The sequence below is a fragment of the Streptomyces sp. 135 genome (assembly GCF_020026305.1).
Classification (GTDB): domain Bacteria; phylum Actinomycetota; class Actinomycetes; order Streptomycetales; family Streptomycetaceae; genus Streptomyces.
In genome coordinates, this window is sequence record NZ_CP075691.1 from 205,285 (window position 1) to 226,394 (window position 21,110).

Annotated in this window: 15 protein-coding genes and 3 pseudogenes; 7 read left to right on the forward strand and 11 right to left on the reverse strand. The window is 71.8% G+C overall.

The features are described 5' to 3' along the window. Window positions 1-73 precede the first annotated feature (73 nt). Complete coding sequence (locus KKZ08_RS00995; RefSeq protein WP_223772588.1) at window positions 74-1,036, forward strand: helix-turn-helix transcriptional regulator; 963 nt, start codon at window positions 74-76, stop codon at window positions 1,034-1,036. 12 nt (window positions 1,037-1,048) lie between these two features. Here the strand turns inward: KKZ08_RS00995 and KKZ08_RS01000 are convergent, their stop codons facing one another. The 4 genes from KKZ08_RS01000 to KKZ08_RS01015 all read right to left on the reverse strand — a co-directional run bounded on the left by KKZ08_RS01000 (window position 1,049) and on the right by KKZ08_RS01015 (window position 4,709). Then, the gene (locus KKZ08_RS01000; protein ID WP_223772589.1) at window positions 1,049-1,864 is read right to left on the reverse strand and encodes an SAM-dependent methyltransferase; all 816 of its coding nucleotides are present in this window, start codon (window positions 1,862-1,864) and stop codon (window positions 1,049-1,051) included. A gap of 224 nt (window positions 1,865-2,088) precedes the next feature. Then, complete coding sequence (locus tag KKZ08_RS01005; RefSeq protein ID WP_223772590.1) at window positions 2,089-2,946, reverse strand: NAD(P)H-binding protein; 858 nt, start codon at window positions 2,944-2,946, stop codon at window positions 2,089-2,091. A gap of 87 nt (window positions 2,947-3,033) precedes the next feature. Continuing rightward, a complete protein-coding gene (locus KKZ08_RS01010; protein ID WP_223772591.1) occupies window positions 3,034-3,507 on the reverse strand; it encodes a ricin-type beta-trefoil lectin domain protein in 474 nt (157 codons plus the stop codon). A 245-nt stretch (window positions 3,508-3,752) separates the two neighbouring features. Next, a complete protein-coding gene (locus KKZ08_RS01015) occupies window positions 3,753-4,709 on the reverse strand; it encodes a winged helix-turn-helix domain-containing protein (RefSeq protein WP_223772592.1) in 957 nt (318 codons plus the stop codon). Between the two features lie 307 nt (window positions 4,710-5,016). Here KKZ08_RS01015 and KKZ08_RS01020 point away from each other — a divergent pair, with 307 nt between their 5' ends. Then, complete coding sequence (locus tag KKZ08_RS01020; protein ID WP_223772593.1) at window positions 5,017-5,400, forward strand: DUF4383 domain-containing protein; 384 nt, start codon at window positions 5,017-5,019, stop codon at window positions 5,398-5,400. Between the two features lie 37 nt (window positions 5,401-5,437). Here KKZ08_RS01020 and KKZ08_RS01025 read toward each other — a convergent pair whose 3' ends face one another. After that, window positions 5,438-7,003 (reverse strand): alkaline phosphatase D family protein, encoded by a 1,566-nt coding sequence (locus tag KKZ08_RS01025; protein ID WP_223772594.1) that lies wholly within the window; start codon window positions 7,001-7,003, stop codon window positions 5,438-5,440. Continuing rightward, a complete protein-coding gene (locus tag KKZ08_RS01030) occupies window positions 7,000-7,578 on the reverse strand; it encodes a phosphoesterase (RefSeq protein WP_223772595.1) in 579 nt (192 codons plus the stop codon). The genes KKZ08_RS01025 and KKZ08_RS01030 overlap by 4 nt, the downstream gene beginning before the upstream one ends. Before the next feature lie 276 nt (window positions 7,579-7,854). Between KKZ08_RS01030 and KKZ08_RS01035 the strand changes: the two genes are divergently transcribed. After that, window positions 7,855-9,762: a protein-arginine deiminase domain-containing protein gene (locus tag KKZ08_RS01035; protein WP_263303395.1), complete on the forward strand. Its 1,908-nt coding sequence runs from the start codon at window positions 7,855-7,857 to the stop codon at window positions 9,760-9,762. Between the two features lie 58 nt (window positions 9,763-9,820). On the opposite strand, the gene KKZ08_RS01040 is transcribed toward KKZ08_RS01035, so the two are convergent. The 3 genes and pseudogenes from KKZ08_RS01040 to KKZ08_RS01050 all read right to left on the reverse strand — a co-directional run. Continuing rightward, window positions 9,821-10,759 carry a sigma-70 family RNA polymerase sigma factor gene (locus tag KKZ08_RS01040; protein WP_223772596.1) on the reverse strand — a complete coding sequence of 313 codons (939 nt, stop codon included), beginning with the start codon at window positions 10,757-10,759 and terminating at the stop codon, window positions 9,821-9,823. Window positions 10,760-10,769: 10 nt separating this feature from the next. Further along, entirely contained in the window at window positions 10,770-11,975 is a 1,206-nt protein-coding gene (locus tag KKZ08_RS01045; protein WP_223772597.1) for an FAD-dependent oxidoreductase, read from the reverse strand. A gap of 91 nt (window positions 11,976-12,066) precedes the next feature. Further along, a pseudogene (locus KKZ08_RS01050) lies at window positions 12,067-12,668 on the reverse strand (LLM class flavin-dependent oxidoreductase); the annotation flags it as partial. 379 nt (window positions 12,669-13,047) lie between these two features. On the opposite strand from KKZ08_RS01050, the gene KKZ08_RS01055 reads away from it, so the two are divergent. Together KKZ08_RS01055 and KKZ08_RS01060 are read left to right on the forward strand one after the other, a co-directional pair. Then, window positions 13,048-14,373, forward strand: a complete 1,326-nt coding sequence (locus tag KKZ08_RS01055; protein WP_223772598.1) for a proprotein convertase P-domain-containing protein — start codon at window positions 13,048-13,050, stop codon at window positions 14,371-14,373. Between the two features lie 109 nt (window positions 14,374-14,482). Then, entirely contained in the window at window positions 14,483-15,421 is a 939-nt protein-coding gene (locus tag KKZ08_RS01060) for a helix-turn-helix transcriptional regulator (RefSeq protein ID WP_223772599.1), read from the forward strand. Window position 15,422: 1 nt separating this feature from the next. On the opposite strand, the pseudogene KKZ08_RS01065 reads toward KKZ08_RS01060, so the two are convergent. Both KKZ08_RS01065 and KKZ08_RS38895 read right to left on the reverse strand, forming a co-directional pair. Further along, window positions 15,423-17,472, reverse strand: a pseudogene (locus KKZ08_RS01065) (helix-turn-helix transcriptional regulator); the annotation flags it as partial. 420 nt (window positions 17,473-17,892) lie between these two features. Next, window positions 17,893-18,423, reverse strand: a pseudogene (locus KKZ08_RS38895) (ATP-binding protein); the annotation flags it as partial. Window positions 18,424-18,611: 188 nt separating this feature from the next. On the opposite strand from KKZ08_RS38895, the gene KKZ08_RS01075 reads away from it, so the two are divergent. Both KKZ08_RS01075 and KKZ08_RS01080 read left to right on the forward strand, forming a co-directional pair. Next, window positions 18,612-19,526 carry an MBL fold metallo-hydrolase gene (locus KKZ08_RS01075; RefSeq protein ID WP_223772602.1) on the forward strand — a complete coding sequence of 305 codons (915 nt, stop codon included), beginning with the start codon at window positions 18,612-18,614 and terminating at the stop codon, window positions 19,524-19,526. A 21-nt stretch (window positions 19,527-19,547) separates the two neighbouring features. After that, complete coding sequence (locus KKZ08_RS01080; RefSeq protein WP_223772603.1) at window positions 19,548-21,086, forward strand: carboxylesterase family protein; 1,539 nt, start codon at window positions 19,548-19,550, stop codon at window positions 21,084-21,086. Window positions 21,087-21,110: the final 24 nt, after the last annotated feature.

The window sequence follows — 21,110 nt, forward strand, 5'->3', positions numbered from 1 at the left end:
TAACCACCATCGCTGTACGGACAGTGGAGGCGGTGGGACACTGTGTGCTCATCCGACCGACACGGGAGCCAGCATGACAGCCGCGCAGCCGGGGCGCGTACCGCCCCCGCGCCGTCACATCGAGCACCCCCGGGGCGGCCCGACCGTTCTACGGATCATCCTCGGAACGCAGCTGCGCCGGCTGCGGGAGGCCGCCGGCGTCACCCGGGAAGCGGCCGGGGACGCCATCCGGGGCTCGCACGCCAAGATCTGCCGTCTGGAACTCGGCCGGGTGGGCTGCAAGGAACGCGACGTGGCCGATCTACTGACGCTCTACCAGGTGACGGACGAGGAGCGACGCGCGGAGTTCCTGGCGCTGGCCCGCGGGACCAGCACGCCCGGCTGGTGGCACCGGTACAACGACGTGCTGCCGGGCTGGTTCGAGACCCTCATCGGTCTGGAAGAGGCCGCCTCCGTCATCCGCACCTATGAGGTGCAGTTCATCCCGGGGCTCCTGCAGACGTCGCAGTACGCGCACGCCGTGTGCCGCCTCGGCAACCCGCAGGCGTCCGGGGCGGAGATCGAGCGCCGGGTGGAACTGCGTCTGCGGCGGCAGGCCCTGCTCACCGCCCCGAACCCGCCCCGGCTATGGGCGGTGCTCGACGAGGCGTGTCTGCGGCGACCGCTCGGCGGCGCCGAGGTGATGGCGGCCCAGCTGCGGCACCTGTGGGAGATGGCGCAGCTGCCCAACGTCACCGTGCAGATCGCCCCGTTCGATCTGGGCGGGCACGCGGCGGCGGGCGGGCCGATAACGATCCTGCGCTTCCTGGAGCCGGACCTGCCCGACATCGTCTACCTCGAACAGCTGACCAGCTCGCTCTACCTGGACAAGCGCGACGACGTCGACCACTACCTCGCCGTCACCGACCAGCTCAGCGCTCAAGCCGCGTCTCCGCGCGCCTCCTTGGCCATGCTGGAGGAACTGATCGCAGGGACGGAGGGCGGGACGAAGCACGGGACGGAGAGGGCGACGCGGAAGGGGGCGGAGAAGGGCTGACCGGCTCGTCGTTCACCGCTTGCGGGCGACTCCGCCGTACTCGATCCACTCCATGGTGCGCTGCTTGGGCCCGAGATCCCCGTCCGGCTTCCAGGTCGACACCTCCACCAGGCCCGGTTCCAGGATCTCCAGGCCCTCCAGGAACGAGCCGAGTTCGGCGGCCGTACGGACCCGGCCCCATTGGCCATGGGTGCTGACCCGCATGAACTCGGTCACGAAGTCACGGGTCTCCTGGTCCTCGCTGACCAGTTGGCACACGACCAGGAAACTGCCGGGGGCCAGGCGGTCCGCGACCCGCCTGATCAGACCGGCGGGATCGTCGGCGTCCGGAATGCAGTGCAGCACGGACACGAAGAGCGCGGCCACCGGTCGGCTGAAGTCGATCAGCCGCTCCACCTCGGGGTGGTTCATGATGCCGTCGGTGTCGCGCATGTCGGCCTGGATGACCGCGGTGTTCTGGTTCTCCTCCAGCAGCGCGCGGCCGTGAGCCAGCACGATGGGGTCGTTGTCGACGTAGACGACCCGCGAGTCCGGGTCGACCCGCTGGGCGACCTGGTGGACGTTGTCCTGCGTCGGCAGGCCTGAGCCGTGGTCGATGAACTGCCGGATGCCCTGTTCCTGCGCCAGCCAACGGACCACCCGCTGAAGGAAACGGCGGTTGTTGATGGCCAGCACCTGCGTACTGGGTACGACCTTGTTCAGTTCCTCGCACGCCGCACGGTCCACGGCGTAGTTGTCCTTGCCGCCGAGGTAGTAGTCGTACATCCGCGCCACACTCGGAATGCTGACGTCAACGGCGCTGGACTGCGGTCGCCCGTCCTGGCTCATGTTCTGCTCTCCCGTCCCCCGGGCCCTTGGCGGGCCACCACGACCGGCCGTGCCGCCGGAGACGACCATGCCGATAGGAAGCCCAACATACCTACGTGCGGCCTCCGTTGCAGGCCCTCGGGGCCAACCGCCGTGCGCGAAGGGCGCACGACACCGGACTCGGCGGCCGCCCCGTCCCGAAGCCCACGCCCACGTCGCCGTGCGATGGCATACCGGCGTCTCGCTCAGCGGAAGTCCGCCGCGTGGTCCACCGCCCACTCCCGGAAGGAGCGGGCCGGGGTGCCGGTGATGCGCTCCACCTCATCGTTGACCGGCTCCGGATCGTCGAGCAACTGCGCCTGGGCCGGCAGCACCGCCTCCACCAGCTCCGCCGGGTACCCTGCCGCCTTCATCTGCTCGACGGCCTCGTCCAGCGAGATCTCCTCGAACCGCACCGGCCGCCCGACCACCTCGCCGATCAGCGCCACCTGCCGTTCCTGCGTGATCAGTTCGGGGCCGGTGAGCAGCGGACGGGCGCCGAGCAGAGTATCGGTCGTCAGCGCCTTGACGGCTACCGCGGCCATGTCCGCCTCGTGGATCAGCGGGCGGGCCAGCCCTGCCAGCGGCGCCCGGACCACACCGGTGGTGCGGACCTCCTCCGCCCAGCCGAGCGTATTGCTCGCGAACCCCGTCGGCCGCAGCGCCGTCCACTCCAGGCCCGAAGCCTCGATCAACCGCTCCAGCTCCGTATGGAACATGGTGATCGCCTCGCCCGGCTCCTCCCCCTCGGCCCCGGCACCGGCCCCGGCGGATGACAGGTACACCACCCGCCGGGCGCGCTTCCCGATCGCGTCGATCACGTCCGCCGCGCCCTCAGCGCTCAGGAACGGCCACACCAGGAAGACGGCAGCGACACCTTCCAGAGCCGTGTCCAGCGACGCGGGATCACCGAGATCACCTCGCACCGCCTGGACACCCTCCGGGAAGTCCGCCTCCCCTCTCACCAGCGCCCGCACGGGCACGCCCCCCGCGTGCAGTTGCGCCACCACCGCGCCCCCGACCTTCCCCGTCGCGCCGGTCACCAGAATCTTGGCCTGTGTCATCGAAGTCTCCTCGTCTCGGTGTTCGATGACATGACTCTCGTACGTCAACCAAAGTTCAGGTCAAGCGCCCGTCGGCCGGCACCCGGTTTACAGCTGATAGAACACCCATCGGGACGCCGTCTCGATGGTGGGCCGGAAGACGACCTGGTTCCCGATGTCTCCGTCCGCGTGCAGATACTTGCCGCTCCAGTTGTGCTTGATGGACTTCGCAGTGCCGGACGTGGTCGTCCACTTCTGATAGCCGCCACCGTTGCAAGGGTACGAGTAGACGTCCGCGCCGTTTCCGTCGAGGCAGTGACCTGATGCCGGGTTCCTGAAGATACCGCCGGAGATCGTCCACACCTGCTTCGCGCTGCGGTCACACCTGCCGAGGACGAGGTTTCCCTTGCCTGTCTGGGCATCCACCACCTGAAGGCAGGCGTTACTGCTGTTGCCGTTGATCACCTGGTAGTAGACCGGCGCCGCCTGCGCCGGGGTCGCGCCGCCGACCAGCAGCGTCGAGCCGAATGCGATCGCCGCGCCCGCACCGGCGAGTCGAGCGAGGTGTCCCTTGAGTTCCATGGTTGATCCCCTCTGGTTCGGATGATCGGCGCGCCGAATGAGGCGCCCGCCCGGTCGTTCAGGTGCCCTGTGTGATCCCTCGACCCCCGGGTGTGAGCCGGTGGCGGTTTCGTATCCTGCCCAGGCCTAGCACTGCGGCCCATCTCTTAAGTCAGGGCTTAAAGGGGGATGCGAGGGCCGCTCAGGGGTCTTCTTTCAGGGACGCCTGGCGGCTCTTTCCGGGCTGGTGCTCGCGCGGCCTCGGCTCATGGCTGGGTAGGCGTGCCGGTCTTCAGCAAGGCCAGGCCCAGAGGGGTGATGAGGTGCAGCACCGACCCGCCGCGGCGGCTGGTGGTGATGAGGCCCGTGTTCCTCAGCACCGTCGCGTGCTGACTGGCCGCCGCGGCCGAGACGTTGAGGCGGCGTGCCAGCTCGGTCGTCGTGCAGCCCTCCGCTGTCACACGCAGCGCGGCAGCCCGGGTGCGGCCGAGCAGTGACTCCAGGTTCCGGCCGGCGGAGCCCGCCGGTTCGGCCAGGCCGCCACCGGTCAGCGGCCCGCGGAGGGCCGGGACGGTCAGCCGGGGCGGCTGGGCGGCGTCGAGCGGGTCCCACAGGAAGTTCACCGCGCGCGTCGAGAAGATCCTGGGCGTGATGATCAGTCCCCTCCCCTGGAGACGCACCTCGGTCCGGCGCGGGTAGGGAGCTTCGAGCACCGGCGGACGCCAGCGGACCAGTGGTGCGCAGAGCGAGCGCAGCAGCAGGTCCATGCCGCCTTCAAGGATCAAGTTCGCGTAGCGGGTGGACAGTGCGGCCAGTTCGGACCGTGCGCTGTCCCAGTAGGGCGCCACAGTCAGCCGATGGCAGGCACGCACAGCCTCGGCGAGCTCCTTCCGCGCCTCGCTGTCCCCCTCGGACACCCGCCTGGCCCACGGCAGGTGTCCGGGATGGAAGTCGAGCCCCTCGAATTCACGTCGCAGCCGTGCCGTGGGGACATGCAGGAGATTGTCCACGGCGTGCTCCACCGAGGGTGCCTCGCCCATCAGGGCCAGCAGGTCGAGCCCCGGGCCGCGGACGGGAAGCAGGGACGTCAGCGGGCGCGTGTCCGCTCCCATCCGGCCCGCGACCGCTGACCACCACGAGCGGAAGTGAGGGTGGTCCCGGCCCCCTCTCAGCAGTTCCAGGCTGTAGTAGGTCTCCGCCGCGACCCCGATCGTGGCGGCCACACGTGTCCGCGCGAGGTCTTCCGAAGTGAAGTGAATGCGTAACACCGACCCGCTCCCTGCCGCATTGGTGGTGCCCGTCTGCCCGGTCCACCAGCATGCCCGAGTTCGGTACCCCCATGGGTATCTCTCGCTCACCGCACGGCAGACGGACCGGGCCCCAGGTCGCCGTGCGGTCCGTTCGGTGGTGTGATGCCGGCGCGTTCGCCGAAGCGTCTGAAACAGGAAGGTCACCGTCATGACAACGCGCTCACACGCCGCACGCGGTGCTCGTACCCCGGTCCAGCAGGCGGCCCTGCTCGTCTGAGCGGTGTTCCTGCTGGTCGGCGTACTGGGGTTCATCCCCGGCATCACCACGGACTACGACACCATGAAGTTCGCCTCCCACGACTCCGGTGCCAAGCTGCTGGGCATCTTCCAGACCTCCATCCTGCACAACCTGGTCCACCTGGCCTTTGGTGCCGCAGGCGTGGCCATGGCCCGGAGCGCCGCCGGGGCCCGGACGTTCCTGCTGGTGGGAGGCGCCGTCTACCTGGTGCTGTGGCTCTACGGCCTGATCATCGACCACCACAGCAGCGCCAACTTCGTACCGCTCAACAACGCCGACGACTGGCTGCACTTCGTCCTCGGGCTCGGCATGATCGCACTCGGCGTACTGCTCACCCGCCGCGGCACCACCACCGCGGGAAGGTGATGCGGGCGGCGGGCGACAAGGGAAGGGATCGGCCGAGCTAGTCCCTGCGGTACTGCGCGGGTGACCCCTTGGTTCCCTCGTCCTCGTACGAACCGGCCTTGCCGCGGTCCACGTGGAACTTCGTCAGCGTGGTCACCGGAGAGTTCGGGTCGCGGCGGTCGCCGATGACGCGCATGTGGGTGGTGAAGCGCTCGGGCGTCACCTCGTACACGTCGTAGCCGTACCGGTTGCCCTCGAAGTACTTCAGGTGCGGGTTGGCCTTGCCCATGAGGGGCCCGTTGGCGGCGTTCCACTCGGGCGAGTAGGCGCCGGAGGTCACCGAGTGCGCGGTGAACTCCGTACCCACCAGCGGCGAGTCGGGCTGGTCGAAGTCGGTGCGGACGTCGTCGACGAACGCCGAGTGCCAGTCGCCGGTGATGACGACCAGGTCCTCCAGGCCGCTCTTGTGCACATGTCCGAGGATCTCCCTGCGCTCGGCGAGGAAGCCGTCCCACTGGTCGGTGAACATGTACGAGCCGCCCGGCCTGCCCCGCAGCTGGCTCAGCATGATCGAGTTGGCCCACACGTGCCAGGAGTCCGGGGCGCGGTCGACGGTGCGCTTGAGCCAGGCCTTCTGCTCGGCGCCGAGGATGGTGCCGTCGGGCAGGTTCTGTGCGGAGCGGTACGACCGCAGGTCGAGGACGCTCAGTTCGAGCAGGTCGCCCCAGCGGCGTACCCGGTGGATCTCGGGGTCGGGCAGGGCCATGCCGCCGAAGGAGTCGCGGTGCGGCATGTGCTCGAACCACGCCTGGTAGGCGGCCGCGCGGCGGCGCATGAACGACGCCCCTCCCCCGGTGCCGCTGTAGTCGTTGACGACCTCGTGGTCGTCCCAGGTCAGGAACCACGGATGGGCGGCGTGCGCCTCGCGCAGCGACTTGTCGCCCTTGTACAGGGCGTGCCGCTTGCGGTAGTCGGCGAGGGTGAGGATCTCCGGTCCGTCGTGGTCGCGTACGTGCTTCTCCGGTACGCCGCCGACCTGGCCGTGCTCGTAGATGTAGTCACCGAGGTGTACGACGAAGTCCACGTTCTCGCGGGCGATGCCGCGGTGCGCGGCGTAGAAGCCGTCGTGGAAGGCCTGGCAGTTGGCGGCGGCGAAGGTGACCTTGGAGACCCGGCCGCGCGGCGCGGTCTTCGTACGGCCGACGCGGCTGGTCCTGCCGAGCGCCTTGAACGCGTACCAGTAGTGGCGGCCGGGCGTCAGACCGCTCACCGGCACGTGCACGCTGTGGCCGAGCGTCGCCGACGCCGGCGCGGTGCCCCGGGCGACCACGCTGCGCAGCCGGGCGTCCTTGGCGACCACCCACTCGACCTCGACGACCTCGGGCAGTCTCTGCTCGGCGGCGAGGGGTTCGGGCGCGAGTCTGGTCCACAGGAGCACCGAGTGCGGCTGCGGATCGCCGGAGGCCACACCGAGTGTGAACGGCGCCTGGTCGTACTCGGCGCCCAGGCGCTCGGCGGCCTCGCGGGCCTGTGCGGGGGTGAGTCCGGCGGCCAGCGGCCAGGCGAGGTTCAGCGCGCCGGCCGCCGCGGCGGCCTTCAGCAGATCACGGCGGTTGACGGTCATCGGTGGCCTCCGTCGGCGCTGAGGGTGAGGGAGAGGGCGTCCGCGTAGCCGTCGTTGGAGGTGCCGCCGCCGCTGCGGGTGAAGACGAGGAGGAGCCGCGCCGAGCGGGCGGTGGGCGGCACCGCGGCCTCGGCGGTGCGCTCCACCAGGCCCGTGCGGCCCTCGCGGTCGGCGGCGCCGACGGGGCCGAGCACGCTCAGGGCGACCGGCGTGCCCTTGGCGTCACGGAACTCCACGGAGAGCCGGGCGCCGTCCTCCTGCCGGGCGTAGCCCCCGAGCCAGGCGGACAGGGTGTAGCGCACGCGTCCCGCGTCGACGGCCCGGTGCCCGGTGCGGCCGGTCCTCGGCAGGGAGATGTCCTGGACCAGGGCGGTGCGGGCGCTGTTGCCGCCCGAGAAGAAGCGGCTGCCGCGCCGGGCCGGACCGGGGTCCGACGCGGTCGGGTAGCCACCGCTGAGGCCGTAGGCGATGAGCGCCGGGGCGCCCTGAGCGACCTGCCAGCCCCGGACCTTCGTGACGGGGTCGGCGGTGCCGCCCGCCCCGGTCTCCGCGTCGCCGTTGACGACCAGATTCACGCACGCCTCCTGTGATCGTTGGGTTGAGCGCGGCCAGCCCACCAGCCGCGTGTGAACCAGGAGAAGCGTTTCGGCGAATTCTGTTACGTCCGCGCCCGCGCCGATGACGCGGCCCGTGATCCTGAACAAATCCCGGCGCCCTGACAACCTCCTCGGTCCCGCGCGCCTCCTTAAGGTCAACGGCCCTCGCTGACCGACCACCTGACCAGAGGGCCGGGAACAAGGAGGGGAACTGTGCCTACGCACAGATGGAGAAGCGCCGCTCTGGCGACCGGCATGGCCGGGATGCTCGCGGCCACGGGAGCCACGGCCATGGCCGAGGCGGGCGCCCCCGACGCACCGCCCCAAGTGCCCGATATACGCGCCGACGTGAACCGGGACGGCGACGTCGACGTGGCGGGTACGAGCGACTCGGCGGGCGAGAACACCTGGACGGCGCGGCGCGGCGCGATCGTGCTGCCGAACGTCGACGACGACGCGAAGCGCTGTCCGGTCAAGGACGCCCGTGGCAGGCCCCTGTCGGACGCGAAGCTGGCCCGGTGCAACGACGGGTCCGACACCAAGGTCAACGGCGCGCGTGACGCGGCCGACCTGGCCCGTCTGAAGACCGTGCCGCTGACCGGGACCCCGGCGGGCAGCCACGGCACCGTCAAGGCGATCGGCGTCGGCGCCAAGAAGGCCCGCCTGTTCATCAAGCGCGACGGCCGCTGGTCCCTGCTGCGGTCCACCGACCGGCTGACCGCCGCCGAGCTGCGCGCCGGTGTCGAGCTGGGCGTCGAGGCCACGGACGTGGTGCGCGACGCGCGGAAGTGGAACGGCGAGGTGAAGGTCCGCTTCACCGTCACCGGCGGCGGCACGTCCCGCTCCGACGACGTCGTGCTGCGCACCGCGCCCGTACTGACCCACCATCACCTTCAGCGTGCCGAGGAAGTCCTCGTCACGAAGGTGAAGGGCGCCGGTGTCTACGGCCGTGACCAGCGCAAGTTCGTCAAGGAGCTCGCCCGGCAGGTGAAGGACGCCGGCATCGAGAAGCCGCTGACGACCTTCACCAAGTACGGCGACCCGTGGGCGCAGGACTTCGTCGAGCCGGCCTACGCGAGCATGCCGGGCCCGGGCGGCGAGCAGCGCACGATGCGGGTCATGATCCGCTCCGCGCAGCCCGACCGGGAGGCGGGCCGTGAGCTGTTCGAGAAGCTGCGCGGGCCGGACGTCGGCGTGGTGCAGGTCGGCAAGCCGACGGTGAACGAGGAGTGGACGCTCAACTCCATGGGCAACCTGGAGACCATTCCGCCGTACACGCTGAACGGCAAGAGCTACCCGGCGGGCCGCATCATCCAGGGCTACCGCGCCGACTCCGGTGCCAAGCCCGCCAAGTCGATGCGTACGTTCCTGTCCTCGCAGGGAGTGCAGGCGCCGCTGCTGCTCGACACGTCGTGGCTTTCGGTCGGGCACGTGGACGAGTTCGTGCAGTTCCTGCCCGCCGACACCGAGCGCGGCTGGCGCATCGGCGTCGCCGACCCGGCCGCCGGGGTGGAGCTCCTGCGCAAGGCGAAGCGGGACGGGCACGGCGCCACGAAGATGTTCTCCGTCCCGCGCGGCAGCGACATCCCCGCGCCCAAGGAGACCATCGACAAGGTGCTCGACAAGGCCTCGTTCCACACCGACAACAAGGTGGCGGCCGAGCGCATCGAGGCCAACCTGGACATCCTCAAGCGCGAGACCGGCGTCACCGACGCGGACATAGTTCGGGTGCCCGGTCTGTACACGCGGGACTCCGACGAGAGCGAAGGCCTCAGCGGCAGCCGCAAGTTGCGCCGCATGGGCCCCGACACCCTGGAGAGGTTCAGCCAGCTGCGTGGTGCGGACGAGGCGCGCGGCGGCCGGGATTCCGCGGGCGGTGCCGGGAGCGGCGCCGCCGCCGTCCGGCCGAACAGCGCCTACGTACCCGGCGCGGTCAACGGCGTCCTGCTGAGCCCGACCCGCTATCTGGCACCCAAGCAGTGGGGTCCTGTCATCGGTGGCCGGGACATCTTCACCGAGGCGGTGAACTCCGTGTACGCCAAGGCGGGGTTCGCCACGGCGTACATCGACGACTGGTACACGTACCACCTCGGCATGGGTGAGGTGCACTGCGGCACCAACACGCTGCGGGACGCGCGTGCGCCGTGGTGGCCCACGGCGTAACGCCTTCCGGCGGGGCCGGTACGCCGACACGGGTGCCGGCCCCGCTCACCCGGGCGGGTCACCATGTGCTGATGGCCGGCGCGTCCGGTTCGTGCCGCCGCCAGGCCTCGCTGAGGCGCGCGAGCCGGTCCGCGGCGGCGATGCCGCACAGGAACGCGATCTTTCCTTCGCTGACTTCGAACGTCACGGCGCCCACGACCCGTTCGCCGACCACGGCGACGACTGCCGGGGTTCCGTTGACCCACGCGAGGTGCATCGCGGGCGAGCCGCCTGCCAGCCGCCGCTTCGCCGGCGTGGGCCTGAAGCCGGCCCGCACGTAGGAGGCGACCCGCTCGGGCGTGTTGTGGCGCAGCAGCCGTTTCGCCAGTCCGGCGCCGTCCGAGAGCGCCGTCACGTCGTCGGTGAGCAGCGCCACCAGCCGTTCGGTGCGCCCCGACGCGGCGGCGGCGAGGAACTCCTCGACGACCCTGCGGGCGGACACGGGGTCGGCCTCGCCGCCGCGGCGGCGCTCGGCGGCGACCCGGGTCCGGGCCCGGTGGGCATGCTGCTGGCTCGCGGACTCGCTGATGTCGAGGATGCCGGCGATCTCCGCGTGGCTGTACGAGAAGGCCTCGCGCAGGACGTAGACGGCCCGCTCGACAGGCGCGAGGCGCTCCAAGAGGGTCAGTACGGCCAAGGTCACCGATTCACGCTGCTCGAAGGTGTCGGCCGGGCCGAGCATCGGGTCGCCTTCGAGGAGCGGCTCGGGCAGCCAGGCACCGGCCGCCCGCTCATGGCGGGCCTGCGCCGAGCGGAGCCGGTCGAGGCAGATATTCGTGACGACCTTGGTCAGCCACGCTTGTGGCACCTCGATCCGTTCACGGTCCGCGGCCTGCCAGCGCAGGAAGGTGTCCTGCACGGCGTCCTCGGCGTCGGCGGCCGAGCCGAGCAGACGGTACGCGAGCGAGGCCAGCCGGCCCCGGCCGGCCTCGAACTGATCGATGGCTGAGCTGTCCATGCGGAACAACCTACGCGGCGACCCTCACGCCGGCCCGGTCGGGCGTGGTGACCAGGCGGTGCTTGCGCTTCGGCATGCCGAAGGTCGGGTGGGCGATGCCCCAGCCGGCTCCCTTGAGTACGCCCGCCTTGAGCCGCGCGGCGGTCCGGCCGCCCAGGTACCAGGACTTCGACCGGACGTCTGCGTCCACCATCTGGAAGATCGCGTCGCGCCGCCCGAGGCTGATGTGGTTGCCGTGGTACTTCAGCCCGGTGGTCGGGACTTCGGCGCCCGTCAGGCGCGCGATGATCGCGGCGGTCGCCTGCATGTTGGTGAAGCCGGCCGAGGCGCAGGACATCGGCAGCGGCCGGCCGTTGTCGCCGATCGCGTAGGCGCAGTCACCGGCGGCGTAGACGTCCGGGTGCGAGACCGAGCGCATGGTGCGGTCGACGACGATCTGGCCGGTCTCGGCGACCTCCAGGCCGCTGGCTGCCGCGATGGGGTGCACGGCGAACCCGGCCGACCACACGGTCACGTCGGCCGGGATGGACAGCCCGCCGACACCGCTGACACCGCCGGTGATCGCCCGTGTCGGCTCGACGGCTTCGATGGCGGTGTGCTCGTGCACGGTGATGCCGAGCCGGTCGAAGGCCTTACGCAGATGGCGGCGGGCCTTGGGAGAGAGCCAGGCGCCCAGTTCGCCGCGGGCGGCGAGCGCGACCGAGAGGTCGGACCGGGACTCGGCGAACTCGGTGGCGGTCTCGATGCCGGTCAGCCCCTCACCGACGACCAGAACGGCGCTGCCCTCGTCCAGGCGGGCCAGGCGCTCGCGCAGACGCAGCGCCGAGGAACGGCCGGCCACATCGTAGGCGTACTCGGCCACGCCGGGGACGCCGTGATGGGCGACGGAGCTGCCGAGCGCGTAGAGAAGCGTGTCGTACGCCAGTTCGCCGTCGCCGTCCTCGCCGGTCACGGCGACGGTCCTGCGCTCGGGGTCGACGCCGGTGACGCGTGCCAGGCGCAGCCGCACGCCGGTGCCCGCGAACACGTCGGCGAGCTTGCGGAACGCGAGGTCCTGCCCGGCCGCGAGCTGGTGGAGCCGCATCCGCTCGACGAAGTCGGCCTCGGCGTTGACGACAGTGATCTCGGTGTCGGCGGAGGAGAGCCTGCGGGTGAGGTTTCCGGCGGCGAAGGCTCCTGCGTATCCGGCGCCGAGTACGACGATGCGGTGCTTCATGGCGTGGCTCCTGTCTCGTTCGCGTGCCCCTTGAACGAGACGGCGCCGCGATTGCTGACAGAAGTCCGATGTGACGCGGGTCACCGCTCGGTCAGACCACCGGCGGCCCCGCCTCGACGCGGCGCAGCACCGCGGGGAGGCGGTCCAGATCGGGGCCGGTCTGGACCTGCCGCTCGTCCCACCAGGTGGCACCGGCGTCGCGCAGGGGGCCGATCAGGTCCCTGGCCTTCGCCGCGTCCGGGGGCGTGGCACCGCCGAGCACGAACTCGAAGGGACGCTCGGACCCGGCTGTACGGTGCTGCGCACGTAGTCGACGAGGTCCCGTACTTCCGCCACGTCCGGCACATGACCATGCCGGGCCGACTCGAAGAGCGGCACCGCGCCGTCCCACCGCGCCGCTCGCCGCATGGGCGCAGGACGCGGCCAGAACCCGCCGATCCACACCGGCGGACCGGGCTGTTGGACGGTGGCGGGGAGCAGCGCCACATCCCGGGCCTCGTAGTGCCGACCGTGGTGGTTCACCGGCTCGCCGGACCAGAAGCGGCCCAACAGCTCGAGCCCTTCGTCCAGTCGCTCGGCGAGGAGGCGTGGCTCGGCGGCGTCGCCGAAGCTGCGGTACTCGTCCTCGACCGGACCGCCCAGGCCGGCGGCGAAGATCACCCGGCCGCCGCTCAGGTGGTCCAAGGTGGCCACCAACCTCCCCCGCCGTGGGCCGAGCCCCGTCCGCACTACGAGGAGGGACAGGGCAGCAGGTGCACCGAGTGCAGGTCGCACCCGCTCTCGGCAAGGTGCCGTCCCACCCTTGAAGTCAAAGGTCCAATGAGCCCGGCCGGGCCGGGCCGGTTTCGGCATCGGCCCGCTGCGCCTGCGGGGCCCTGCCTCCCACCAGGCGCGATGCCCGGCGCCTCCGATAAGGGGCCGGCTGGCTCTTCAGTGTTGGGAGCGCCGTATTCAGGGTTTTCACGCTCCGCTTCGTCTTCTCGTTGCTCCGCCCTGCCGGTCGGCGGACAGTACCGGACGGCGCCCGCGGTGCTCCAGGGCGCGTCTCCCGCCCTCGCCAGAAGGAGCGAACGTGAACAGACGGACAGGTACCGCCCTGACGGCCCTCGGTGTGGTCTTCGCCGTCACCGCCTCCGTGCTCCCGGCCGGCGGTGCCGGGGCCGCCGCCCTGCCCCCCGAGCGGGAGTTGAGGCAGGTCGTGGGCGATGCCATGCAGGACCGGCTCGGCGCGCAGGCCAGGAGCGGTTACGGGCTGGCGGCCTCGGCGAAGCTGGAGATCCTGGTCGAGCCGCAGCGGTGGTCCGCCAACCGGGGCTGGACGTTCGGCAGTTCGGTGTTCCTCATCCCCCGGGGTGTCGAAACCGCCCCCGTGGTCTCGCTGTTCGTCGCCCGGCGTACGGGCAGTACCTGGCAGGTCGGCCTCCAGGGCACACCGGCCTTCGCCGCCCTGTCGCACCGCGCCCCCTCCCAGGTGGTCAAGGACGCCGAGCGCGCCCCGTTCGCCCGTACCGCCTCGCCCGAGCCGCGCGCGGCCACCGGTCTGTCACTGCCGTGGCAGCGGAACGCCGGCTGGGCACACTGGGGTGTCCACGGCAACAGCGGCGCGTCCCGCCCGTACAACTCGATCGACTTCTACGGCGGCGATGGCAACGTACGCGCCTCGCGGGCCGGGCTGATGTACCGGCACTGCACCAGCGGCGGGCGGTGGCCCCACATCACGGTGATGCACGACAACGGCTACACCACCGGCTACTACCACCTGCGCGACACCACCGGCAAACCCTCGGGAAGCGCGGTGGCCCACGGCGAGTACCTCGGCAGGATCGCGGAGGAACTCCCGTGCGGCGGCTCGGCCAACGGCGACCACACACACTGGACCCTGTGGACGGGATCGGACGGCAACACCCCGGTAGCGGTGCGGGGCAAGGAGATCGGCGGCTGGACCTGGTACGAGGGCGCGTCGCCCTACCAGGGGTACGCCGAGCGGGGCAGCACCCGCATCCACCGCAACCAGTGCTGCGACCTCATCAACTACGGAGGCGGCGGCGACCCCGGCACGTTCTTCGAGAACACCTCCGACCTCGACATCCCTGACCAGGGCCAAGCCGAGTCCTCCATCACCGTCGGCGGGATCAGCGGAAACGCGCCGGCGTCCCTGTCGGTGTTCCAGGACGTCCACCACACCTGGCGCGGCGATCTGCGGATCGACCTCATCGGCCCCAGCGGCACGGCCTACCGGCTGCGCAGCCCCGACCCCGACGACGACAGCGACGTCATCCACGAGACCGACACGGTCGACGCCTCCGCGGAGACCGCCAACGGCGTCTGGAAGCTGCGGGTCACGGACACATCGGTCAACGACAGCGGCCATATCGACGCGTGGAGCCTGACCTTCTGACCGGGGAGCGGTGGACGAGTGGTCCCGCCGCTCTCGACTGCGTCCGCGCCCCCGGGTACCTTCGTGCTCGTCCGGGGGGCGGACGTACGCCGTCAGGAGGACCCCGCACATGGTCACCAGTACGCGCACCGCACCCAGCCACGGGCGGCCGGGACTCCCGTACGCCGACTCCTTCGACGAGGCACTGCGGACGGCCATCCGGGCCCGCGGCCTCAGCCTCGACAGACTGCACGCCCGGCTCGCGGAACGCGGCATCCAGGTCAGCGTGGCGAGTCTCTCCAACTGGCAGCGGGGGCGCTGCCGCCCGGAACGCGCCCCTTCGCTGCGCGCCGTCCGCGCCCTGGAACAGATCCTGGGCCTGCCGCGGGAATCCCTGGTCACCCGGCTCGGCCCGCCCCGCCCGCGCGGCCGCTGGGCCCGGCAGGTGCCCGGTGCGCTGTCCTACCGCGATCTCTGCCCGGTGCCCGGCAGCGTCGGCCGGCTGCTCGGCCAGATCGAGCAGACCGCCGACGGCAAGCTCGAATGGCTGGGCTGTCACGAGCGGTTCCGGGTCGGCCCCGACCACGAGGAGCGGAGCGTGCACACCCGGCTGGTGTTCCGGGCGCGTACGGACGGCGTCGACCGCCACGTGGTGGTACACCACAACGAACTGGGCCGGCTTCCCGACGTCCGCCACGGCGCGTACTGCCGGACGGGCCGCGTACGGACCGACCCGGACGCGGGCGTCACAGCGGTGGAACTGCTCTTCGAGCGCCCGCTCCAGCGCGGCGAGACCTATGTGATCGAGTACGGGTTCGGCTACCGGGAGGACGGACCGCCGACCGACTTCTACCAGCGTTGGTTCCGCTTCCCCGCCCACGCGTACCTGCTCCAGGTGCAGTTCGATCCGGCCGCCCTGCCCGCCCGCTGCTACCGCGCCTGGCAACCGAACGTGTCCACACCGGCCGACCACCTCACGGAACTGCGGCTGAGCAGTCGGCACAACGTCCATCTGGCCGACACCCTGCTCCGCCCCGGGATCCATGGCATCCGCTGGGAGTGGGACTGACTCAGCCTTGGTCGTCGGCCGTCGCGTGGGTGGTGGCGATGAGGTCGCGCAGCTGGGAGCGGGCGGTGATGCCCAGCTTGGGGAAGCTGCGGTACAGGTGCGAGCCGACCGTGCGCGGGGAGAGGAAGAGCTTCTCGCCGATCTCGCGGTTGGTCAGCCCGCGGGCGGCGAGCCCGACGATCTGCCGCTGTTGCGGGGAGAGTTCGGCGAGGGCGTCGGGGGCCGGGTCCGTGACGTCGAGGCCGGCCGCGCGTGCCTCGGCCCTGGCGCGCTCGATCCACGGGCGGGCGCCCAGGCGCCGGAAGGTCTCCAGGGCCTCGGTGAGCGGCGCCCTGGCCTCGGCGATGCGCCGACGGCGCCGCAGCCACTCGGCGAGGTCCAGCAGGGCCTGGGCGCGTTCGAAGGGCCAGTGCTTCAGCAGCGGGTCCGCCAGCGCCGCCCGGAAGTGCGGCTCCGCGTCCGCCGGGTCTGCCAGCAGGCCACGGGCCCGGCTGATCAGTGCGCGCAGGCGGGGCGAGGCGCCCGCCGCGAGGGCGCGTGCGCAGTGCTCGACGACCGCGGTGGCTTCCTCACGGCGCCCGCTGCGCACGGCGGTGGCGGCCAGATCCGCGAGCGCCGGGTAGGAGGCGTGGTAGTGCTCGGGGGCGCCATCTGCCGTGAAGACCGCGCGGAGTTGGTCGTACCCCGCCTCGTGCGCGCCTTCCGCGAGGGCCGCGGCGCCGAGCGCGCGACGGGCATAGACGGCCACCGAGCGGCTCTCCAGCGGGTCGACCAGGGCGAGCGCCTCCTCGGCCCGGGCGCGGGCCGCCGCCGGGTCCCCCTGGTAGGCCAGCACGACGGCGTCCACCGCGGCCGCACACGCCTCGGCGTGGTCGAGGCCGGCCGCCGAAGCGACCACGCCGCTGCGGGCGATGGCCTCCCTGGCCCGGCCCCACTTTCCCTGTTCCACATAGCTCCAGGCGGCCGCGCCGCCCAGCCCCTCCGGCAGCGGCCCGCGCAACCCCCAGCGGTCGAACGCCTCGTCGAAGGCGCGGACGGCCTCGGGGGTTTCGTCCAGCAGCCACGCCATGATGGCGAAAGCGGTGAGCCGCTCGGGACGGCGTCGCGCCTCGGCCGCGGCCTGCGGAAGCAGGGGGAGCAGTTCGGCCCTGTGGACGAAGGGGTCGGACACGGCCCGTATCCAGGCGCGCAACCACGCGTGTGACGCGTCCTCGGGAAGGCTCGCCAGGATGTCCTGGATACGGTGCCGTTGGGCGTCCTCTCCGCAGTAGAAGCGGACCACGGCGGCACCGGCCAGGAGATCCAGCGCGGTGGTGGGCCGTGTGAGAGCCAACTGCTCGGCGGCGTCGGCCAGTCGGGAGAAGACCACGGTGTGGCGCACGGTCAGTACGGCCAGTCGCCCGACCTGTGCGGCGGCGTCGGACAGGAGCGACGCGTCGTCGGTACGCGCGCGTACCGAGTCGGCCAGTTCCTCGACCCAGGCGAGGTCACCGGTGAACACGGCCTCCGCGGCGGCCTCGACCAGCAGCCGGGCGCTGTCCTCGCGCGGCGCGAGTTCCGCGGCGCGTTGCAGGGCCTGCCGCCGCGTGGCCGCCGCGGCGGCGCGCCCGGTCGGCCGTCCGCTCCAACTGCGCCGATACGGCCGCGTCCGGAGGTGTGGCCGCGGCGGCGAGGTGCCAGACCCGCCGGTCGGGCTCGTCCCGCAGCAGTTCGGCGAGTGCCAGGTGGGCCGCGCGCCGGGCTTCGACGGGCGCGGCGTGATACGCGGCGGACCGGACCAGCGGGTGGCTGAACCGGAGTTCCAGGCCGGTCCGCCGGACGAGACCGGCTTGCTCGGCGGGCGACCACGCGTCGGCGGTGGTGGTGTCCGGCAGTACGGCAGGGATGACGGTCGCGGAGTCGGCGGTGTCCATGGCGGCCAGAAGCAGGAGGGCGCGACGGGTGGGGGCGGGGAGGTCGTGCAGGCGGGCCGCGAAGATCTGCTCCAGGTGATCGGTGAGCCGCAGCGGACCCACGGCCGGCGGGCCTGCGGCGGCGTTGTGTGCGGTGGCCGCGGCGTGTGTCGAGGCCGCGCTGCGTACGGTGGCCGTGTTGTGTGCGGTGGCCGTGTTGTGTCCCGAGACCGCGCTGTGCCCGGTGGCCGCATCGCGTACCGAGACCGCGCTGCGTGCCGAGACCGCGTCATGTGCCGAGGCCGCGTCGTGTCCGGTGGCCGCGGCATGTGCCGAGGCCCCGCTGCGTGCGGCGGCCGCGTAGCGTGCCGTGGCCGCCCTGGTCAGTTCGGTCAGCGCCAGCGGGTTGCCGGCGGACTGGTCGAGGATCTGTGTCCTGATCCTGCCGGTGGGGCGCCGCGGTTGCAGGTCCAGCAGGCGGCCGGCCGCGGCGTCGTCGAGCGGTCCGAGCGTGAGTGTCGGCGTGTGCCGGTCGAACCCGGGGACGCGATCACCGACGCGGGCCGCGAGCAGCATCGTGACCGGTTCGCCCGCCAGCCGTCGGGCGGCGAAGGACAGTACGTCCACGGAGGAACGGTCGAGCCACTGCGCGTCGTCCAGCACCACGAGCACGGGCCCTCGGTCCCCCAGGGCCGAGAGCAGGCTCAGGACGGCGACACCGATCAGCATGAGGTCGGGCTCCGCGGTGGCCGGACCGGCGCCGAAGGCACCGTGCAGCGCCGCGCGCTGCCTCAGCGGCAGCCCGTCCACGTCAGCCGATACCGGCCGCAGCAACTGGTGCAGGGCGGCGAACGCGAGGCTCGACTCCGACTCGCTGCCCTCGGCGCGCAGGACACGAGCGCCGCTCGCTTCGGCCCGGCGCACCGCGCGATCCAGCAGCGCGGTCTTCCCCATGCCCACATCACCGAGAAGCATCAGAGCCGGGTCGGCCGACGCCGAGTCCACCATGTGGAAGAGGCGTGCCAGTTCCGCGTCCCGGCCGACGATCGGCCTCTTCCCGTCCGGCTCCGGCCCCGCGACCGGACGGGGGTCGCCTGCTTGCTCTTGCACGGGGTCCGGTCTCCAGGAATGGTGTTCGTCGATCGGTGGCGTCTCGCCTTGTCGTCCTCGCCCTCAGGCTACAAGCGTGGACGCGGTGCCCGGGCCCTGCGGACCGGTGCAGTCACATGACTGATACCGCGTGGCCGGAGGCCGCTCGTACGGTTCCGGGAAAGCCTCCGAATTCTTGAGGAATACCCATGGAACACATCAAGCTCGGCAACGTCACCGTCACCCGGGTCCGGGAGTACTACGGTTCCGTCGAAATGACGCCCGACACCTTCTTTCCGGAGAGTTCGAAGGAAGTATGGGACGACGGCGCCTCCTGGCTGAGCCCGCATTTCCTGCGCCCCGAGACCAATACCGTGAATTCCGCCATCCAGACGTGGGTGCTGCGCAGCGCGGGCAGGACCATCCTCGTCGACACCGGCGTGGGCAACCACAAGGACCGCCCGTACGCGCCGGTCTGGAGCCGTCTCGAAACGGACTTCCTGGCCGAGCTCGCGCGCGCCGGCGTCGAGCCCGAGGACGTCGACATCGTGATCAACACGCATCTCCACATCGATCACGTCGGCTGGAACACGTATCTTGACGGCAGGCAGTGGGTGCCCACTTTCCCCAACGCCACCTATCTGATGCCGAAGGACGACTTCGACTTCTGGAATCCCGAGAACGGCCACCAGCCGCTGCTCGGCCGCGGCAACCAGAACGTCTTCGAGGACAGCGTGGCCCCGGTGCACCGGGCCGGCCAGACGCTGCTGTGGGAGAACAGCCACCGGATCGACGCCGACCTGCGCCTGGACGCGGCTCCCGGACACACACCCGGCTCCTCCGTGCTGACCCTCGCCTCCGGGTCGGACCGCGCGGTGTTCGTCGGCGACCTGCTGCACACCCCGGTGCAGATCCTGGAGCCGGACGCCAACAGCTGCTTCTGCGAGGACCCCGCGGGCGCCCGCGCCACCCGACGCAAGGTCCTGGGCCGGGCGGCCGACGACAACGCCCTCGTGGTCCCCGCGCACCTGGGCGGCCACGGCGCGGCCGAAGTCGTGCGGGACGGCACGAAGTTCGCCATCAAGGGCTGGGCCCCCTTCACCCCGTACACCGAGCAGGGCTGAGACCCTCGGAAAGGCATCACCGTGAACCACCACCCCGACCCCGTCGTGATCACCGCGCGGGGGGCCGTCCGCGGTCTGCGCCAGGGTGACGGCACCGCAGCCTTCCTGAACATCCCCTACGCCGCGCCTCCCCTCGGCGCCGGCCGGTTCGCCCCGCCGCAGCCGCACGAGCCGTGGGACGGCACAAGAGACGCCACCGCGCCGGGACCCAACGCTCCCCAGTCCGCGCGCGAGCTCGGCAGCGTGGACATGTCCCCCTACTTCGGCGCCGGTTGGAGCCGCGGTGCGGACTACCTCACCGTCAACGCCTTCGCGCCTGCGCCCGCGCCCGCTGCCGCCTCCGCCGCCGGTGGCCTGCCCGTCATGGTGTTCGTGCACGGCGGCGGATTCGTCGCCGGTTCGACGCGGTCCGCGCTGTACGACGGCTCCGCCTTCGCCCGCGACGGCGTCGTCCTCGTCACGCTCAACTACCGGCTTGGCATCGCCGGGTTCCTCGACATCCCCGGTGCGCCCGCCAACCGCGGTCTGCTCGATGTCGTCGCCGCGCTGCGCTGGGTGCGGGAGAACATCACCGCCTTCGGCGGTGACCCGTACAACGTCACCCTCTTCGGCCAGTCGGCCGGGGCGACCATCGTCGGCGGCGTCCTCGCCACGCCCGCAGCCACCGGTCTCGTCCGCCGGGCGATCGTCCAGAGCGGCAGCGGCCTGGGCGCGTTCACGACGGAGCAGGCCGCCCGCGTCACCAGGGCGGCGGCCGGATCCCTGGGCATCGAGCCCCATGCCGACGCCTTCGCGGACATCTCCGACGAGCGCCTGGTCGAGGCCGCCTCCCGGCTCGGGGGCATCGACCTGCGGACCGACACACACCACGACCCGCTGGCCGGGCTCAGCCCCTTCGGCCTGGTCCTCGACACGCAGCCCGCCGCATCCGTCGCCACCGGCCTCGGCGCCGGCATCGACCTGCTCATCGGGACCAACACCGAGGAGGGAAACCTCTACCTGGCCCCCGTGGGCAAGTACGCCACCTCGACCGCCGCGGACGTCGACGACACGGCGGCGCGCGCCCACCCGGATCCGGCGCGGCTCGTCGAGACGTACCGCACGTCCCGACCCGAGGCGTCCTTCGGCGAGCTGCGGTCCGCCATCCTGGGCGACGCGCTGTTCGGCGCGGGCAGCTGGGCCCTGGCGGAGGCCCACGCCGCCCTCCCCGAGTCCGCCACCTTCGCCTACGAGTTCGCCTGGCGGTCGCGGGCACTGAACGCAGCGCTCGGCGCCGCCCACGCGGTGGAGCTGCCGTTCGTCTTCGATCTCGCGCAGCTCCCCCGACTGCGGGGTGCGGGCGGGCTGCTCGGCCCCGGCGGGCCCCCCGCGGCGCTCGCCGCCCGCGTGCACGGGGCCTGGGTCCGGTTCGCCGCCACCGGCAATCCCGGCTGGGACCCGTACGACACCGAGCGCCGGGCCACGATGCGAATCGACGCCGAGTGGACCCAGCTGGACGACCCCCGCGGCCAGGAACGGAGGGCCTGGATACGCCCCCGTCCGCCGGAGCGGGCGCGATAACCGGCCTTTCTGGACATAACCGGG

What these genes read in the sequence shown, in the direction of transcription:
- KKZ08_RS00995 (WP_223772588.1), top strand. Translation starts at nt 74, where the DNA reads ATGACAGCCGCGCAGCCGGGGCGCGTACCGCCCCCGCGCCGTCACATC.
- KKZ08_RS01000 (WP_223772589.1), bottom strand. Translation starts at nt 1,864, where the DNA reads ATGAGCCAGGACGGGCGACCGCAGTCCAGCGCCGTTGACGTCAGCATT.
- KKZ08_RS01005 (WP_223772590.1), bottom strand. Translation starts at nt 2,946, where the DNA reads ATGACACAGGCCAAGATTCTGGTGACCGGCGCGACGGGGAAGGTCGGG.
- KKZ08_RS01010 (WP_223772591.1), bottom strand. Translation starts at nt 3,507, where the DNA reads ATGGAACTCAAGGGACACCTCGCTCGACTCGCCGGTGCGGGCGCGGCG.
- KKZ08_RS01025 (WP_223772594.1), bottom strand. Translation starts at nt 7,003, where the DNA reads ATGACCGTCAACCGCCGTGATCTGCTGAAGGCCGCCGCGGCGGCCGGC.
- KKZ08_RS01035 (WP_263303395.1), top strand. Translation starts at nt 7,855, where the DNA reads ATGGCCGGGATGCTCGCGGCCACGGGAGCCACGGCCATGGCCGAGGCG.
- KKZ08_RS01040 (WP_223772596.1), bottom strand. Translation starts at nt 10,759, where the DNA reads ATGGACAGCTCAGCCATCGATCAGTTCGAGGCCGGCCGGGGCCGGCTG.
- KKZ08_RS01045 (WP_223772597.1), bottom strand. Translation starts at nt 11,975, where the DNA reads ATGAAGCACCGCATCGTCGTACTCGGCGCCGGATACGCAGGAGCCTTC.
- KKZ08_RS01060 (WP_223772599.1), top strand. Translation starts at nt 14,483, where the DNA reads ATGGTCACCAGTACGCGCACCGCACCCAGCCACGGGCGGCCGGGACTC.
- KKZ08_RS01075 (WP_223772602.1), top strand. Translation starts at nt 18,612, where the DNA reads ATGGAACACATCAAGCTCGGCAACGTCACCGTCACCCGGGTCCGGGAG.